16 protein-coding genes and 1 riboswitch are annotated in these 16,944 nt (G+C 41.1%); of the genes, 10 read left to right on the top strand and 6 right to left on the bottom strand.

Features of this window, described 5'->3' with window-relative positions; translation table 11 throughout:
- Positions 1-192: 192 nt before the first annotated feature.
- Together QMA00_RS08595 and QMA00_RS08590 are read right to left on the bottom strand one after the other, a co-directional pair.
- Positions 193-1,602: a protein adenylyltransferase SelO family protein gene (locus QMA00_RS08595; protein ID WP_076922676.1), complete on the bottom strand. Its 1,410-nt coding sequence runs from the start codon at positions 1,600-1,602 to the stop codon at positions 193-195.
- Positions 1,603-1,610: 8 nt separating this feature from the next.
- Complete coding sequence (locus QMA00_RS08590; protein ID WP_076922677.1) at positions 1,611-2,309, bottom strand: DNA-3-methyladenine glycosylase I; 699 nt, start codon at positions 2,307-2,309, stop codon at positions 1,611-1,613.
- 187 nt (positions 2,310-2,496) lie between these two features.
- Positions 2,497-2,676: riboswitch (Lysine riboswitch) on the top strand.
- A 127-nt stretch (positions 2,677-2,803) separates the two neighbouring features.
- Between QMA00_RS08590 and dapA the strand changes: the two genes are divergently transcribed.
- The 5 genes from dapA (at position 2,804) to QMA00_RS08565 (ending at position 7,992) form a co-directional block, all read left to right on the top strand.
- Positions 2,804-3,688 (top strand): 4-hydroxy-tetrahydrodipicolinate synthase, encoded by an 885-nt coding sequence (gene dapA / locus QMA00_RS08585; protein WP_010392038.1) that lies wholly within the window; start codon positions 2,804-2,806, stop codon positions 3,686-3,688.
- A gap of 15 nt (positions 3,689-3,703) precedes the next feature.
- Positions 3,704-4,444, top strand: coding sequence for a 2,3,4,5-tetrahydropyridine-2,6-dicarboxylate N-succinyltransferase (locus QMA00_RS08580; protein ID WP_076922678.1), 741 nt, complete (start codon positions 3,704-3,706; stop codon positions 4,442-4,444).
- A complete protein-coding gene (locus QMA00_RS08575) occupies positions 4,444-5,649 on the top strand; it encodes a PLP-dependent decarboxylase (RefSeq protein ID WP_076922679.1) in 1,206 nt (401 codons plus the stop codon). Before QMA00_RS08580 ends, QMA00_RS08575 begins: the two co-directional genes overlap by 1 nt.
- 5 nt (positions 5,650-5,654) lie before the next feature.
- The gene (locus tag QMA00_RS08570) at positions 5,655-6,776 is read left to right on the top strand and encodes a succinylglutamate desuccinylase/aspartoacylase family protein (RefSeq protein ID WP_076922680.1); all 1,122 of its coding nucleotides are present in this window, start codon (positions 5,655-5,657) and stop codon (positions 6,774-6,776) included.
- Positions 6,777-6,960: 184 nt separating this feature from the next.
- Complete coding sequence (locus tag QMA00_RS08565; RefSeq protein WP_076922681.1) at positions 6,961-7,992, top strand: phospholipase A; 1,032 nt, start codon at positions 6,961-6,963, stop codon at positions 7,990-7,992.
- A 53-nt stretch (positions 7,993-8,045) separates the two neighbouring features.
- Here the strand turns inward: QMA00_RS08565 and QMA00_RS08560 are convergent, their stop codons facing one another.
- Positions 8,046-8,939, bottom strand: a complete 894-nt coding sequence (locus QMA00_RS08560) for a bifunctional GNAT family N-acetyltransferase/hotdog fold thioesterase (protein ID WP_010392028.1) — start codon at positions 8,937-8,939, stop codon at positions 8,046-8,048.
- Between the two features lie 123 nt (positions 8,940-9,062).
- Between QMA00_RS08560 and QMA00_RS08555 the strand changes: the two genes are divergently transcribed.
- Positions 9,063-9,809, top strand: a complete 747-nt coding sequence (locus QMA00_RS08555; protein WP_076922682.1) for a fused MFS/spermidine synthase — start codon at positions 9,063-9,065, stop codon at positions 9,807-9,809.
- Here QMA00_RS08555 and dtd read toward each other — a convergent pair.
- On the bottom strand, positions 9,806-10,243 hold the full coding sequence (gene dtd / locus QMA00_RS08550; RefSeq protein WP_076922683.1) for a D-aminoacyl-tRNA deacylase: 438 nt from the start codon (positions 10,241-10,243) through the stop codon (positions 9,806-9,808). The genes QMA00_RS08555 and dtd overlap by 4 nt on opposite strands.
- Positions 10,244-11,125, bottom strand: a complete 882-nt coding sequence (locus QMA00_RS08545) for a virulence factor BrkB family protein (protein ID WP_055012490.1) — start codon at positions 11,123-11,125, stop codon at positions 10,244-10,246.
- A gap of 86 nt (positions 11,126-11,211) precedes the next feature.
- Between QMA00_RS08545 and QMA00_RS08540 the strand changes: the two genes are divergently transcribed.
- The 4 genes from QMA00_RS08540 to QMA00_RS08525 all read left to right on the top strand — a co-directional run bounded on the left by QMA00_RS08540 (position 11,212) and on the right by QMA00_RS08525 (position 14,399).
- Positions 11,212-11,868 carry a DUF2959 domain-containing protein gene (locus QMA00_RS08540; RefSeq protein ID WP_076922684.1) on the top strand — a complete coding sequence of 219 codons (657 nt, stop codon included), beginning with the start codon at positions 11,212-11,214 and terminating at the stop codon, positions 11,866-11,868.
- 133 nt (positions 11,869-12,001) lie between these two features.
- Entirely contained in the window at positions 12,002-13,093 is a 1,092-nt protein-coding gene (locus QMA00_RS08535) for an MBL fold metallo-hydrolase (protein WP_076922685.1), read from the top strand.
- 191 nt (positions 13,094-13,284) lie between these two features.
- Positions 13,285-13,593 carry a BLUF domain-containing protein gene (locus tag QMA00_RS08530; protein WP_254843678.1) on the top strand — a complete coding sequence of 103 codons (309 nt, stop codon included), beginning with the start codon at positions 13,285-13,287 and terminating at the stop codon, positions 13,591-13,593.
- A gap of 77 nt (positions 13,594-13,670) precedes the next feature.
- Positions 13,671-14,399 (top strand): CBM9 family sugar-binding protein, encoded by a 729-nt coding sequence (locus tag QMA00_RS08525; protein WP_076922686.1) that lies wholly within the window; start codon positions 13,671-13,673, stop codon positions 14,397-14,399.
- A gap of 389 nt (positions 14,400-14,788) precedes the next feature.
- On the opposite strand, the gene typA is transcribed toward QMA00_RS08525, so the two are convergent.
- Positions 14,789-16,612 (bottom strand): translational GTPase TypA, encoded by a 1,824-nt coding sequence (gene typA, locus QMA00_RS08520; RefSeq protein ID WP_076922687.1) that lies wholly within the window; start codon positions 16,610-16,612, stop codon positions 14,789-14,791.
- Positions 16,613-16,944: the final 332 nt, after the last annotated feature.

Here is a 16,944-nt window from a genome sequence, read left to right as displayed (position 1 = left end):
AATAAAACTAGCTCATAAAAAATGTCGATGAACACAGGCTAGCTCAAAAAGCAAACAATCGCTTTAAACTCCACACGATCACTGGCCTTTATGGAGTTATGGTATCACTCGTTCATAGTTTACTCTATGAATGAACATCGCAGGAGTAAAAAATGACCTTTTATATTCATTTTAAAATGCAACAAACAATACTTAAGTACCACAAAAAGTACGATAATTCTTATCATCTTCAGGCGGCTGTTGAAACTCTGTAGCTTGCATATTGCTTGCGTAAGGGCTCGCCATCACTTGGATAAAACGACTGAGTAACTCACTATCCCCATGCGTAGTGTACTGAGTAATAATATCTTCAATAATATGATTACGCGGAATCACACTTGGATTTGCCTGTCGCATTATATTATAACTATGCTCGTTAGTTCGTGTTTGCCATTGCTGTGCCCACGATACGAGTGCTGATGGTATTTGCGCTTGTCCAGTTAACGATTCAGTTAACGCATTAAAAGTATTGGTATAATCAAGCTGGTGTTGTTTTAATAACCCTAGTAACTCTCCCACCAACTTATTATCTTTATCATCCGCGACTGTTAACCCTAACTTTTGCGCCCACATAGCGCTAAATTGTTGGTTAAATTGCGTTGAAAAGCCCTCAATTAAAGGCGTCATCAATGCCACCGCTTGCTCGTCATCATCACTGATCAGCGCCATTAGACTCTCTGCTAAGCGGGCACAGTTCCAACTTGCCATGTTTGGCTGATTACCAAACGCATAACGCCCTTGTTTATCAATAGAGCTAAACACGGTATCAAAATCAAACTGGTTCATCATGGCACATGGGCCGTAATCTATGGTTTCACCACTAATTAAGGTGTTATCGGTGTTCATAACACCATGAATAAACCCCACCCTCATCCAACTTACGACTAATTTGACTTGGTTGGCGATCACTGCAGCTAAAAAATCTAAATAACGCTGAGCACCAGTGCTGTTAATCTCGGAATAGTGTCTTTGAATGGCTAAGTCGGCTAAGTTTTTTAGGCTAGTAACGTCACCTTGAGTGGCTAAATATTGAAACGAGCCCACCCGTATATGACTGCTGGCGAGTCGGGTTACAATAGCACCTGGTTGAGGTGGGTTCCGATAAACGGTTTCGCCACTGCCAACCACGGCTAAACAACGCGTTGTTGGAATGCCAAGCGCGTGCATAGCTTCGCTCATTACGTACTCACGAATAGCTGGACCTAATGCACAGCGCCCATCTCCACCACGCGAGAATGGCGTAGCGCCAGCGCCTTTTAATTGCAAATCCCAAAGCTGGTTTTTATCATCACTGATCGCGCCAAGTAAATGCGCTCGGCCGTCTCCTAAGCGTGGAGAAAAATGACCAAACTGATGACCCGAATACCCTAATGCAACTACAGAAACTGCTTGAGGTTCATTTCCACTGAATATATTTGCTCGAGAATCAGCATTTACTTGTATATTAAATTGTTCGGCTAAGGGCTCATTCCATAACAATAACTGTGGTGCTGTCACCTTGGCTGGATGATCGCTAATAGCAAACCCCTCACCAATATCGGTATACCTTGGCACTAATTTCATGTTTAATCCTATTGTTTTTGGCTGATACCTACGCGATTGTCGCCTACACCATAAGCGACAATTAAGCTTAGCTCTTGCATGCTTAAGCCGCTTTGCTGCTGCAGTTCATTAAAGAATGCCTGCGCCGCACTTAGTGACTTTTTAGTTTGTAATCCGCCATCTATAATTTTATGGGCACGCAAATAGCTTTCTACATCTCTTGAAAGTAAAAAAGTATCTTTCCCCGAGGCACGCAGTGCATAAGGACCAGTATTACCACCCAGCCTTGCACCATGTTTTTTTAAATACGCCCACAAACCAATAATATCTTCACTTGGCCAGTTAGCAATAAACTGACTAAAACTGCCGTGCTGCTCTACAACTTCATGGATCATATACGCATTATCAGTAATGGTTTTTACTTTTTTATAATTGCGCACAATTCGTTCGTCACTGGCTTTTTGTTCTAACATGTCTGGTGGCATCATCAATAGCTTTTCAACACTAAAGTCCCAAAAAACCTCTCTAAATCCGGCCCACTTACTGTTGATCACCGACCAATAAAAGCCACTTTGAAAAACCTTCCGAGTAAATTCTTCTAGCCAATCATCATCACTTAATGTGACGAGTTGCTTTGTTGATAAAGGTTTTGCGAGTAACAATTTAAGCATTTTTTCAGAGCCCTTTCGCTCCACTGCACGCTTATAAATATCACTAAATTTTTCCATCTACTTAATACCTTACTTCGACCATGAAACTAGTTTACGAGAAAAGCAGCCAATACGTAACCGTTGCTATTATCGATGAACTATTCTGTATTTAGTCACTTGACACCTAGACGGCTAAAGTGGTTTAATCGCCACACTTACCCTATTACATTGTATTTGCTGATTGATTTTTCAATAGCAAGTGCAAAGGGCTGGAAGAGGTGCGTTATTCAGGTAGCGTATGTTAGGAGCGCAAACTCCATTGAGCATACGTGAGGGGAATTAACGCCGAGAGGTAACACTTTTTTGTGAAAGATTACTTCGGGCGACTAGGTTGAATCCTAGCGACTGTCACCAATAACATATTTGGTGGAGAGCTTCTGGTCTTAGTATAATAAGGCCGTGCGCCCTATTATTTAAGCCCATTCGCTCTTCGAATTATAAATACATTCAAAGAGTCAGGCACCCTAAATACCCGCCAATAACTCGACGAATGCCCTATAAGTTCGTGAGAGATGATCAACAACTTCAATATTAACAATTTCCATTTATGGACTGCGCTGATCACCCCATTTGATCAAAATGGCCTAGTTGATTACGCAACCTTAGACACCTTGGTGGCCGAACAAGAAGCCGCTAACAACGGCATTTTATTACTTGGTAGCACTGGCGAAGGGTTAGCCCTGACCCTAAAAGAGCAGCAAGCCATCGTAGAGCATGTTTGCCAATTACAGCCGAGCGTCCCGCTTATGGTCGCAGTCGGTGGTAGTAACTTAAAGCAGCAGCTTGAATGGGTTAACTACTGCAACCAACTGCCTATTCATGGTTTTTTACTTGGCTCGCCTTTGTACGCCAAACCCGGTGCAGTGGGGCAAACGCATTGGTTTGAAAGCCTGCTCAATGCCAGTTCTCATCCTTGTATGCTTTATAACGTACCAGGACGTAGTGCGGTTAGCATTCCCATTGCAACCATTGAAAACCTCAAACAACATAAAAATTTATGGGCACTCAAAGAAGCCAGTGGCTGTATTTCTCAATTTGAAGCCTATCGACAAGCAGCGCCTGAACTAGCCATTTTTAGTGGTGACGATGCCCTCATGCCTTATTTTGCCCAAGCAGGTGCAAAAGGTTTAGTGTCGGTTGCAGCCAATGCATGGCCAGTGCAAACCCATGAGTTTGTAAAGCGCAGTTTAAGCGGCCAACACCCTAATCTTTTTGTCCAGTGGTCTAGCGCCATCAATAGCTTATTTTCAGTAGCAAACCCTATCCCAGTCAAAGTGTTAATGCATTTACAAGGGCGTATTAGCAGTCCGCATTTACGTCCACCTTTAACACACCTTGAGCTGACACACACAGATGACATTTCATCGGCAAACAACACCATTTTATCTTGGCATTAAATACAGGTTTTTATAATGAACTGGTTAGAACTATTAAATAATTTAGAAACGGGCGCAGTTCGCGCAGCAACACAAGACGAAAACGGCCAATGGCACGCTAACGTAGAAGTAAAGCAAGGCATTTTAGAAGCCTTTAAAAACGGTCAAAACACCGAGTTTGCTGGCGGTTTTGTTGATAAACATAACTTAGCGCCGCAATGCTTTGAAGCCACAGCAGGCGTTCGCATGGTGCCAGGTGGTTCAAGTGTGCGCCGTGGTGCACATGTTGCCAAAGGCACTATTATTATGCCACCTGCGTACGTAAATATTGGCGCCTTTATTGACGAGGGGACTATGGTAGATAGCCACGCATTGGTTGGCTCATGTGCGCAAGTGGGTAAAAATGTTCATTTGAGCGCCGCGGTACAATTAGGCGGGGTACTTGAGCCCATTGGCGCAAGCCCTGTGGTCATAGAAGACGATGCATTCATTGGTGCAGGCTGTGTGATTGTTGAAGGCGTGGTAGTTAAAAAAGGCGCGGTACTTGCCCCAGGTGTTCGCTTATCTGCAACCATCCCTGTTTATGACTGCGTTAATGAGCGTCAGCTTGATAAAGGCGAAGCAATCCCTGAATACGCGATTGTGATCCCAGGCTCTCGCCCTGCGTCAAATGACTGGGCCCGTGATCAAGGCTTGAGTATGTCGTGTGCCTTAATTGTTAAATACCGGGACGAGCAAAGTGACGCGTCATTATTGCTTGAAGAGGTTTTACGTTAATGACCTTTTTGAGTACGCCCGTTAAAAGCGCTATTGATGAGCTTTCGAGTAAACTCGATACTCCATTTTTTGTCTACGACCTTGACTCACTAGATGCGCACCTTGCGCACTTAGTGGCGCAAACCGAAGTAAAGCTTTGGTATGCGGTTAAAGCCAATCCCCTATCTAAAGTGATACAAAGTTTAGATAACGCTGGTTTTAACTTTGATGTTGCAAGTAAAGGCGAACTTGAGCAAATACTTGCCCAAGGAATTAACAGCGAGCGCGTGCTCAACACGGGCCCTGCTAAAAGCCCAAAACAAATTAAACATTTTATTGCACGTGGCGTACGCACCTTTGTGGCAGAAAGTCTTAATCAGGTGCGTTGGTTAAACGAACAAGCGACTGCCCAGCAGTGTCAGTTACAGGTTTTGCTGCGTGTTCAATTACGCTGGCCCGAGGGTGATAAAAACCCACTTGGTGGTGATAGCCTTACTCCATTTGGCTTAGGATGCGATGAATGGCAATCGCTAAATACTAAATACTACACAGCATTGAGCTTTGATGGCCTACATATTTTTCAGTGGGGTAACATGCTCAGCAGCGACAAACTTGCAGATCTGTGGTCGCAAATGATTACACCACTTACAGTCCTTGCTAATAACTTAAATATAAACCTGAATATTTTAGATTTAGGTGGCGGTTTAGGTATTCCTTACACCCTTAATGATCCGACTTTAAGCTGGGATGCATTAATAGCAGCCCTTGCAAAGATTAAACGCGATGCGGATGTTAAAGAGCTGTGGATGGAACTAGGTCGCTATGCTGTAGGCGAATGCGGCCACTACGCCACACCGGTGGTTGAGCGCAAATTAAACTACGGCCAACAGCAGGTAATTATGAGCGGCGGTATTAATCACTTATTGCGCCCTGCGGTTACTAATCAAGACTTTCCTGCGCGTTTATTACGTGATTCAAACGCAGCAAACCAAGCAATGAGCCTATACGGACCTTTATGTACAGCGCTGGATTGCTTAGGGGAGCACCAATTACCGAGCGATTTAAATGAACATGACTGGCTGGTGTTTAGTCAATGCGGTGCTTATGGTTTTACCGAAAGTATGCCGTACTTTTTGTGCCATGAACTGGCCGGTGAATATGTTATACACCATGGCGAAATCAACTGTATTCGCCAAGCAGAAGATGCAAGCCACTACTTGAGGTAATAAAAATGAATAACACCACAGCTATAAGCCAGGAAAATATTGTAGTTGGTGAAGTGGCAAATGGCCTACCACTGACCATTCCTGTCTATCGTTTAAAGGGCGATGGCACAGGCCCAAGTGTGTATATACAAGCTAATATGCATGGCGCCGAAGTACAAGGTAACGCGGTTATTTATCAGCTACTTGAACAGCTAAAAAACCTTAATTTAAAAGGTGATATTACCTTAGTTCCCTACGCTAACCCCATTGGCTGTAATCAAAAATCGGGCGAATTTACGCTTGGCCGATTCGACCCTATTACGGGGACTAATTGGAATCGTATGTATCACTGTAATAATCAGCTTGCATCACAGTTTGCAAAGCAATACTACGACGCTGACGATACCGCTCTAAGAACAGCGTTTAAAACCGCGTTAATTAATGATGTTGAGCAGCAACTTAATGGCCCAGACTATCGTTTAACAACGGGTAAACGCATAGCGCTAAACTTACAAAAATTGGCGCATCAAGCAGATATTGTTTTAGATTTACACACTGGGCCTATTTCTAGTCAGCACTTATATTGTCCTGAATATGCCACAGAAAGTGCCCGTTACTTTAATATTCCCCATGTGCTAGTGATTCCTAATGACTTTGATGGGGCAATGGATGAAGCGAGCTTTTGTCCATGGTGGCAACTTAGCGAGCAACTTGCTCAGCAAAGGCGTGAATTTAACGTACAAGTTGAAGCCTTTACGGTAGAGCTGGGAAGCCAAGAAAAAATAGATTTAAGCGCGGCGTTTGATGATGCTCAAAGTATTTTAAGTTATTTAAATCATAAGCAAGTATTTGTTGATGCGCCCTACAAGCCAAAAGTGATGACAAGGTATGGCTGCCAACTAAATGATTATATTGCTTACTATGCACCTATGGGTGGCATGGTTGAATACTTAGCCCCCCTTGGTGGGCACATTAAAGCGGGCGAACCTATAGCTAAAATACTGCGAATGGAACGCTACCTAAGCGAACAACCACTGCAAACATTAAGCTTTGATCTTGATGCGATTGCGATATTGCATTTTGCCTCAGCTAGTGTGAACCAAGGCACTGAACTTTATAAGTTTTTTACAAACGTTTTTGAGCTCTAGCTCACCCCTTATCATTGCGTGAGAGTCTAACTAGCGAGCTATTAGCTAGTTATCCAGTAAAAGCGACTTAGGTCGCTTTTCTTTTTGCTTTATTAAAGTTCAGGACAAATTCACCGCATACGTGTTAAAAATGCGTTATAATCACTACAAATCTGTTACTTCCCTCACTTACAAAGGAATTATAATGAGTTGGCGCCACTGGATACTACTCTCAACATTACTAAGTACTGCTGTTATTGCTGAAGAAACAGCAAAAAACGAGCAAAACAATGAACTTGAGCTGGTTAAACAATGTATATTAAATGAAGTGATAGGTGGAGACGGTAAGCAAACCCTCGATCAATTGCGCGAAAAATGCTCTGCAGTTGAAGAAAGCAAGCAGCTAACAGCTATCGATAAACGCCAAGCCCGTGAAGCGGTTGGCAAAAAGAATCGTAATGTAATTACGCCGCATAAACGTAATTATATTTTACCGGTTTCATATATGTCGAACCCAAACACTCGCCCGTTTGATGGATTTGCAGAATTAACCGATAAAAAAGATGGCGACCCTCTCGATAACCTAGAAGCTAAATATCAGTTATCAATTAAAGTACCTTTGTATGATGAGTTTGCCGACCCAGACCAAGCTATATTTTTTGGCTTTACTCTGCAGTCATACTGGCAAGTATACAACGACGATATTTCTTCTCCCTTTCGAGAAACTAATTACGAGCCAGAAATTTTCTGGATTAATTACTTAGACCCTGAAAACGTTTTATGGGGCGATGAAATGGCAATAGCCATTGGTATTTCGCACCAATCTAATGGCCGAAGTCAGCCAAACTCGCGTTCTTGGAACCGTATTTATGCCGATTTCATTTGGGAAAATGACGGCTTTGTATTCAGCTTTAAGCCTTGGTACCGCATTCCTGAAAACAAAAAGCCTGCGCCGTTAGATGCACGAGGTGATGATAACCCTGATATCTATAAATACATGGGTTACTTTGAATTTGGTGGCGCGTATCGCTTTCACGATCATGAATTTAGTTTTATGACTCGTAATAATTTAAATTCGGATAACCGCGGGGCAATTCAGCTTGATTGGTCATTCCCTCTATGGGGAAGAGTACGCGGCTATGCGCAGTATTTTAATGGCTATGGTGAGAGTTTAATAGACTATAACGCCGATATTGAACGCTTTGGTGTCGGTATATTACTGACTGATTTACTGTAATAACCGCTAATAAAAAAGCCAAGCAACTCGCTTGGCTTTTTCGTTTATTCTTATTACTTTTTAACCACAAACTGCCCTTCAAACTGAGCAACTACTTGATCACCATCAAAAATGGTTACTGGCACTAAATAGCTCGCCTTACCCGCCTCTTGTAACTCTATTAAGTTACCTTTACAGGTTTGAATATCAACACAGCCTTTAGGGTCGGTATTCAGTGGTTTTAAATATTTAATATTAGCATCGGCTAACACTATATTACCCTCAAGTCCGGCTTCTTTTAATGCTAAGTACGTTGCTCCCCAACCCGTTAGTGTAGCTAGGCTGTAAATAGAGCCTGCAAACATGGTGTTGTGTAAGTTTAAGTTAGCATTTAAATCTGCACGAGTAGTAAATTGCCAATCTGTGTAGCTTTCTACTTTTATCCCCATTGCATCACTAATAGGGATTGATTCACGCCATGTATTTTGCAGTACTTGAGTCCAATTAGGGTGACGAAACCAACCTGGCTCACTCGGCTTGAGCTTAACCATTTTATAATGTTGAACATCACCATAGGCTAAATGCGCTTTTTCTTTATTTTCGTAGCCATGGCGCTGATAAAATTCCAGAGCACGTTCGCGAGCAAACAGCACTAATTCATCAGCATCTTGATTCCACGCTATTTTTTCTAGCTCATGTAATAAGCGACTGCCAATATGTTGATTACGGTTACCCTCTGCAACCGCCATATAACGTACTTGAGCTTGTTGCTGATTATTAAAGTGCAAACGCGCCACACCCAGTACTTCACCTGCTTTATTTTTAATAAAGCGGTGTTCAGCTTCTTGCTCTAAATCGTCTTGCTCAGAACCACGAGGTTCGCCCCATGGTGCACGTAAAACTTGCCAGCGTAATTGGTAATAGGCTTGCCAGTCTTCACTACTTTGAGGGGTGCTCACTTGAAACATACAGACTCCATAAATTAAAAATGTAAAAATATTACGCTGTGCATTTTGTGAAAAACACCATACTCGATCTGGGTAAAACTGCAAATACGACTTTGGTTTCCTATAAATGACTGTAAAAAATTAATGACAAAATCGATTGCGCTTTACCCCTGCTGGTTTATGCTCAATACCATGAATAAATATATCCATTGCAGTAGTGGCCTGATCAGCAGGCACTTTATTGAGCATAGTTCATCGCTAGGCCAGTTACTTTATTGGCATAATCAACATGGCATAAATATACAAGTTCGAGAGCATCAACAGCTGCGCTGGCTACTTATTAACAACACCTTGCAATCAGTTATTTTAACCCGGAGTCCACAAGTATTACTGTTTCCTCACCTTGCCTATTTAGCAATGGTTTGGCAGCAACGACTAACGCCTAAAAAAATACTTGAGCTCGGTTTAGGTGGTGGTGCTATACGTAACTACTTATTAAAACTGTACCCTCAAGCGCAGCTAACTTCAGTAGAAAAAAACCCTCATATAATTGACTGTTATCAAGATTTTTTTGCCCTTAATGAAAAGGGCCAAATTTACTGTGAAGACGCACAAACAGTTTTAAAGTCAGCGGTGAATATAGATTGGATTATTTTAGATTTATTTAGTGAACTAGACGCCCCTAGATTCTTATTTGATTTATGTTTTTATCAAACAATTTATGAGGCGCTTGCTCAGCGGGGCATCTTATTTATTAACTTTTTATCGCAACATAGCTCCCAACTTACACAGCTACAACTTGTGCTTAAGCACGTGTTTGGGGAAGCAGTTAGTATTAAAAAGATCACCGGATTTGTGAATCACATTGTGGTTGTTGAAAAAACACTTTAAGCGGTTAAGTTAAAGGTAACCGGACCGTCGTTACATAAACTAACCTGCATATCGGCTGCAAATACACCGGTCGCTACCTTAATACCGAATAATTTAGCCTGCTCAACAAAGTAATTATATAATGCTTGCGCTTGGTCTGGTGTGGCTGCCGATGAAAAACTAGGACGCATGCCTTTTTTGGTATTAGCTGCAAGTGTAAATTGCGATATGACTAATAGTTCGCCTTGTATATCTTTGAGACTGAGGTTCATTTTATCATTTTCATCACTAAAAATTCGATAATTACTGACCTTGTGTAATAATTTATCAGCGACACGCTCATCGTCTTCTTTTTCAACACCAAGCAGTAATACAATACCTTGTTTTATTTCACCAACAATCTGTTTTTCTATTGCTACGTTGGCGTGTGTTACCCGTTGAATTAGTCCTTGCATTTATTCACTATCCTCTGCTCGTTGCTCTTTTTTATTGTAATGTTGCATGTTAATACACACAGTAAATTCAGCACCTAGTAGCACTACTACCCACGACAAGTATACCCATACAAACAAAATAGGAATGGTTGCTACCGCACCATAAATCACTTCGTATGATGGAAAATGGCTAATGTACAAAGCAAAGCCTTTTTTGGTTAACTCAAATAGCATTGCAGCAAACAGTGCACCTGGAATAGCAGCCCTAAATGAAACCCGCGTATTCGGCACTAAGGTATACAGCATGATAAAACCAGCCATAGAAATAGCATAAGGGAGTAGTTTTAATAAAAAACCACTAAACCCAGGGATCCCCTGATCAGCAAACGACACTAACGACACAATATAAGAGGTGACACCAATACTCGCACCCAGTAGTACAGGTCCCAAGCTCAGTACCATCCAATACACAGCAAAGGATATCATCATTGGGCGTTTTTTCTTTACTCGCCAAATACGGTTTAGCGTGGCATCTACATTACGAATAAGTAGCAAAGCAATGGCTGCCAAAAAGCCAATACCTACCGCCGTCATTTGATTAGCATTACCAGCAAACGAGCTAATATGTTCTTTAATAACATCGGAAGAAGTCGGCACAAAGTTAGTAAATAAAAAACTTTCAATGGCTAAACGGGTCGATTCAAACCCAGGAAAAGCAGAGAAGATTGCCACACCCACCGCTATCAGCGGAACCAACGACAACAAGGTAACGTATGCTAAATACCCTGCATTAATGGTTATTTGATCGTCTATACAGCGATTGAAATATTGCATCCACCAGCCTGGTTGCTGTTTTAGAAACACCTTAACTTGCTGTTTATAATGGGAGAGCTTATCATTCATACAATTAACTTTGTTAGTGGGCTTTTGATTATAATAACAATCAAGGCCATAATTTACAGCATTAACACTCGTAAATAGGAATTCAGATGAAAAAACAAACATTATTAGGGACAGCCATACTCTCGTTAATGCTGATGCTTTCAGGTTGTCAGTCGGCTTATTATTCGGCAATGGAAAAAGTAGGTGTTCATAAACGTGACATTCTTATTGATCGCGTTGAAGAAACGAAAGACTCACAACAAGAGTCGCAAGAAGAATTTCAATCAGCACTCGAGCGCCTAACTACCTTAATTAATTTCGATGGCGGTGAGTTGCAAGATGCTTACAATCAACTTAATGACGATTACGAGTCGAGCTTAGCGGCGGCAAACGAAGTATCAAGTAACATAAATAAAGTAGAAGATGTTGCTGATGCGTTGTTTGATGAGTGGAGCGATGAGTTAGAGCAATACAAAAGCGCCTCACTTAAGCGTCAAAGCAGTAAAAAACTAGCTGCAACTCAGCGCCAGTTTAGCCAATTACTTAGCTCAATGCGCAGTGCTGAGAGCAAAATGGAGCCAGTATTATCGTCTTTACAAGATAACGTGCTTTACTTAAAACATAACTTAAACGCACAAGCGGTAGCCGCTATAAAAGGCGAGTTTACTAACTTAAAGCGTGATATTCAGTTACTCATGAATGACATGAATAAGTCGATTGAAGACTCAAATAAATTTATTGAGCAAATGAATACCACAGGCTAATTACTATAAACTCGTTTACTAAGCCTACTAAATTGTAGGCTTTTTTATTGTTACTTTTTGTTACCTTTAAGCTCTTCGATAATCCGCTATTGTTGTTATACTTTTACAAAATAATAATAATTAGAACAGTAAAATGAAGTTCAAAGCCATTACCCTAATACTTGCATGCACAATGCTAAGCGCCTGCCAAACAGCTAACCATGTTGAAGTTATTGCAGGGGAGCAAACCATTACCCCGCTACATCAAAATGGCGAGCGAGAAGGACGGTTTAATAATCTTTACCCGGGTAAAAAAACTTACCCGACTACCTGTAAAAGCAACTGCTACCCAACTAGCCCTAAATTACAATGCGAAAAAGACAGCGAAAACTGCCAATTTATTGGTGAGCAACAGCCTATGAATTTAAATACAGGCTTTAGCTTACGCTGGCTGGGGCATGCTGGGTTTATGATCCGCACGCCTAACGGACAGCAAGTGTTACTTGATCCTGTAAAAGAGCAGTTTGACTCACCTGTAGATTTAGCATTTAGACTAGCCTCTGGGTTTTACCGACAGCCCGGCGATTGGCTCACAGATAGTGAACTGAAAAACTTAGACGCTGTGATGTACTCGCATATTCATTACGATCACTTTAATAAAGCAGATATAGAAGAGATCGGTAATAAACCCCGCTACTTAACACCACTAGGCATGGCCGACAACTTCCCTACAGGCGGGTTTAATATTAGTGAAATGGCGTGGTATGCAAAAACAAATATTGGCGATTTAGCTATCCATGCCTTGCCTGCTCATCACTTTAGCAGCCGTGTATTAGTACCCTTTATTTATGAAGACAACGATAAAGACCTATGGAATGGCTGGCTACTTGAACAAAATGGCAGCACCTTATTTTTTGCAGGCGACACTGGCTACTCAAAACATTTCAGCGATATACAGCAAAAATACGGTGATATTGATGTGTGCTTAATGCCGATAGCGTCTTACTATAGCGAAGATAACCCTAAATGGTATCGTTACGTTCATACAACCCCAGAAGACGCTCTAACAGCAGCACAAGAGCTAAACTGTAAAATAATGATACCTTGGGGATACGGTAACTCATCATGGAAAATGGGCGATCGCACGAGTCATTCAGCTTTACTGCGTTTATTGTATATGCACAAAAAGATGGACTCGAAAATACCCCTGCATATTTTAAATGAAGGTGAGAGTACTAAACTTTAATCAGTCATTTACAAAATTAGTAATAACTTCTCTGCTGAACTATGTTTAATTAACTAAACAGTGAGGAGGTTTTATGTTTCTTGTGCGACTCATTTACGCCAGCAAAATTAGTAGTGGTTTTGGGCCTAAAGATATAGAAAAATATTTTACAAAGCGCTCGAACCTATAATGTAAAAACAAACGTTACCGGCATGTTATGTTTTAGTAATGAGTACTTTTTACAGTGCCTGGAAGGCTCTAGAACGGCTGTAAATAATACCTACCAACAAATATTAAACGATAAACGTCACCACAATGTAATTATGCTCAACTATACCCAAATTCCTGAAAGAGAGTTTGAAAAATGGTCAATGGGCTATGTACCGCAATCTAAGCTAACCGAATCACTGAATCTCAAGTTTTCAGGCTCCATTGATTTTAATCCTTTTAAAATGTCTGGAGAAAGTGCGCATTTATTAATGCTGGCATTAAAAGACAGCATAGCAGGTACAATCAGTTAGTATAAAAATAGACTACGAGATTGTTTTTGATTGCTATTTAAGCCAAGCTAAATCATCCTTAATTGATGAGATGATTAATGAAAAAAACACTACTCGCTTTTAGCTTACTTTTTACCCAGCCACTCATGGCTATTGACGTTAGTCATACACCAACAGCTATCACTATTGATGGGGTTTCTGAAAGTGCATGGGACAAAGCCACTTGGCATAATATGCCATACTTAATGGACGGCACCCTACCAGACTCAGACAAGGATTTTAAAGGTCGCTACAAATTACTGTGGGATGAAGATTATCTATACTTGCAAGCCGATATTGCTGATGATGTACTAATTGATACGCACCCAGATCCAACGGTGAAATATTGGGATGATGATGCCCTTGAAGTTTTTATTGATAGTGACGCATCTGGCGGTAATCACCAATTTAACCATACAGCATTTGCTTATCATATTGGCCTTGATAACCAAGCTGCCGATTATGGGCCTGATAAAAAAGCGCATTTATATACCGACCACTTAGTTAGTAACTGGAAACGCAATACCACTGCGCCCTATAACATCACGTGGGAAGTGGCGATAAAACTCTACCCAAACGATTTCCAACAAGGCGCAAAAAATACACCGCTTAAATTAACTGAAAAACACGTTATTGGTTTTATGCTCGCCTACTGCGATAACGATGGTAGCGAAGTACGTGAACACTTTATGGGCTCACATGAAGTACAGCCTGTTAACGGCAGTCGCAACCTTGGCTATATAGATGCTGATGTGTTTGGAAAAATCACTTTACTACCAATAAAGTGATGTAAGTTAGCGTTTAGGTTGGGTTGAGCGAAGCGAAACCCAACGAAAACACACCCTACCAACAAAAACAGCTGCTTTTCATTATCGTCTGCTTTAAGCCCTTCCTCTTTTACTTTTCATTCCCTTCTCTTTGTGCAAACATTTTTAAGTGAATTACTCACAAAGAGGATAAGAGGCGCAGCGCTTTTAGAGGAAAAACACTATGTTGCATGGTTTATAAAGTCTAGCGGCTTTCACTTAATAGCCATATTAATACCAAGCGATTCAATGGCACTGTTCTAATCTGACAGCTGACGAATTAAAGATAATAGCGCTTGTTTTCACCCACAAAAAAGCCGCTGTATTTTGCAATACAGCGGCTTTTAAAATCATGATTCTAAATTAATAGATTATGACTTAGGAGCACGACCCGCACGTTTACGCTCACTTTCAGTTAAGTGACGCTTACGGATACGAATGTTCTCAGGTGTAACTTCAACTAGCTCATCATCATCGATAAACTCAAGCGCTTGCTCAAGTGTATAATCTAGAGGTGGAACTAGAGATTGTGCTTCATCTGTACCAGATGCACGAACGTTTGTAAGTTGCTTACCTTTAAGTGCGTTAACTGTAAGGTCGTTATCACGGCTATGAATACCGATAACCATACCTTCGTATACTTCAACACCGTGACCGATGAATAAACGGCCGCGCTCTTGTAAGTTAAATAATGCGTTAGTTAGTGCTTTACCTGTTGCATTTGCAATCATTACACCGTTCTTACGAACACCTAGCTCGCCACCTTTGTGCGGACCGTAGTGATCGAACGTATGGTAAAGTAAACCAGAACCCGATGTTAACGTCATGAACTCAGTTTGGAAACCGATTAAACCACGGCTTGGGATCATAAAGTCCAAACGCATACGGCCTTTACCATCTGGGGCCATATCAGTAAGCTCACCCTTACGAAGACCAATTTGTTCCATGATAGAACCCTGGTGCTCTTCTTGACAGTCAATTGTTAGTGTTTCATACGGTTCTTCTAATACGCCATCAACAGTACGTAAGATAACTTCTGGACGAGATACCGCTAATTCGTAACCTTCACGACGCATGTTCTCGATTAAGATACCTAGGTGTAATTCACCACGACCCGATACACGGAAGCTATCTGGGTTATCTGTATCTGCAACACGAAGTGCTACGTTGTGTACTAATTCTTTGTCTAAACGCTCACGAATATTACGTGATGTTACAAACTTACCTTCTTTACCACAGAAAGGAGAGTTGTTTACAGAGAACGTCATTGTTACTGTTGGCTCATCAACACTTAGTGGTGGCAATGCTTCAACGTTGTTTGGACAACAAAGCGTATCTGAAATCTTAAGCTCGCCTAAACCTGTTACTGTTACGATGTTACCAGCGTAAGCTTTATCAGTTTCAATACGTTCAAGGCCTAAGTAGCTTTGTACTGAACCAATCTTACCGTTACGAGTTGTGCCGTCTGCACTGATAACCGTAACTTGTTGGTTAGGTGCAACAGAACCACGTTTAATACGACCAATACCAATTACACCCTTATAAGAGTTGTAATCAAGCTGTGAAATCTGCATTTGGAAGTCACCTTCAGGATCTGCATCCGGTGGTGATACTTCGTCAACGATCATCTTGAACATAGGTTCCATGTTATCAGATGCTTCGTCTAAATCTAATGTAGCCCAACCATTGATTGCTGATGCGTAGATTACTTTAAAGTCTAACTGTTCATCAGTTGCGCCTAGGTTATCGAATAAATCAAAGATTTGATCCATAACCCAATCCGGGCGAGCACCTGGCTTATCAATTTTATTGATAACAACGATTGGCTTTAAGCCTTGCGCGAATGCCTTTTGCGTTACGAAACGCGTTTGTGGCATTGGACCTTCTTGAGCGTCAACAAGTAGTAATACTGAGTCAGCCATCGAAAGTACGCGTTCAACTTCACCACCGAAGTCGGCGTGTCCAGGAGTATCTACGATATTGATATGGTAATCATTCCATGAGATAGCGGTGTTTTTCGCTAAAATGGTAATACCACGTTCTTTTTCAATGTCGTTTGAATCCATCACGCGCTCTTCATTACCGCCGCGTGTTTCTAATGTACCTGATTGCTCAAGTAGTTTATCAACCAGTGTTGTTTTACCGTGGTCAACGTGGGCGATAATTGCTATATTTCTTAACTTTTCGATGCTCATATATTCACTCAGAGAAATTGATCTCATTGATCCTGCAGGGGGCTATACGTTCTCACCTGCGCTTTCACGAGATGTCCCAGCATAGGATTTAAAAGGGCGCATATTATCCCCTATAAATGGAATGGATGAAAGTTTATCCAAAATAAAATTTCAAACTTTCTCAATAAAATAATTAACCCATTGTTTTAAAATAATTAATTATGATAATTAATTTTTAGATATTTATATAAAAAGATGGTTTTGGGTTAATTTAAAGCAACTTTACTGCGTATTTTGCATTTTCTTTATGCTAGTCTAAGGTGATTAATTTACAAGCAATTATTGCTTTGTAA

Source organism: Pseudoalteromonas sp. APC 3694 (assembly GCF_030407565.1).
Classification (GTDB): Bacteria; Pseudomonadota; Gammaproteobacteria; order Enterobacterales; family Alteromonadaceae; genus Pseudoalteromonas; species Pseudoalteromonas tetraodonis.
Note: the sequence above shows the minus strand (reverse complement) of the source record. Positions and strands in the feature narration are given on the sequence as shown.

Bases quoted from the DNA above. Each gene is read 5' to 3' on its own strand.
- QMA00_RS08595 (WP_076922676.1), bottom strand. From the start codon at position 1,602: ATGAAATTAGTGCCAAGGTATACCGATATTGGTGAGGGGTTTGCTATT.
- QMA00_RS08590 (WP_076922677.1), bottom strand. From the start codon at position 2,309: ATGGAAAAATTTAGTGATATTTATAAGCGTGCAGTGGAGCGAAAGGGC.
- dapA (WP_010392038.1), top strand. From the start codon at position 2,804: ATGATCAACAACTTCAATATTAACAATTTCCATTTATGGACTGCGCTG.
- QMA00_RS08580 (WP_076922678.1), top strand. From the start codon at position 3,704: ATGAACTGGTTAGAACTATTAAATAATTTAGAAACGGGCGCAGTTCGC.
- QMA00_RS08575 (WP_076922679.1), top strand. From the start codon at position 4,444: ATGACCTTTTTGAGTACGCCCGTTAAAAGCGCTATTGATGAGCTTTCG.
- QMA00_RS08570 (WP_076922680.1), top strand. From the start codon at position 5,655: ATGAATAACACCACAGCTATAAGCCAGGAAAATATTGTAGTTGGTGAA.
- QMA00_RS08565 (WP_076922681.1), top strand. From the start codon at position 6,961: ATGAGTTGGCGCCACTGGATACTACTCTCAACATTACTAAGTACTGCT.
- QMA00_RS08560 (WP_010392028.1), bottom strand. From the start codon at position 8,939: ATGTTTCAAGTGAGCACCCCTCAAAGTAGTGAAGACTGGCAAGCCTAT.
- QMA00_RS08555 (WP_076922682.1), top strand. From the start codon at position 9,063: ATGACAAAATCGATTGCGCTTTACCCCTGCTGGTTTATGCTCAATACC.
- dtd (WP_076922683.1), bottom strand. From the start codon at position 10,243: ATGCAAGGACTAATTCAACGGGTAACACACGCCAACGTAGCAATAGAA.
- QMA00_RS08545 (WP_055012490.1), bottom strand. From the start codon at position 11,125: ATGAATGATAAGCTCTCCCATTATAAACAGCAAGTTAAGGTGTTTCTA.
- QMA00_RS08540 (WP_076922684.1), top strand. From the start codon at position 11,212: ATGAAAAAACAAACATTATTAGGGACAGCCATACTCTCGTTAATGCTG.
- QMA00_RS08535 (WP_076922685.1), top strand. From the start codon at position 12,002: ATGAAGTTCAAAGCCATTACCCTAATACTTGCATGCACAATGCTAAGC.
- QMA00_RS08530 (WP_254843678.1), top strand. From the start codon at position 13,285: ATGTTATGTTTTAGTAATGAGTACTTTTTACAGTGCCTGGAAGGCTCT.
- QMA00_RS08525 (WP_076922686.1), top strand. From the start codon at position 13,671: ATGAAAAAAACACTACTCGCTTTTAGCTTACTTTTTACCCAGCCACTC.
- typA (WP_076922687.1), bottom strand. From the start codon at position 16,612: ATGAGCATCGAAAAGTTAAGAAATATAGCAATTATCGCCCACGTTGAC.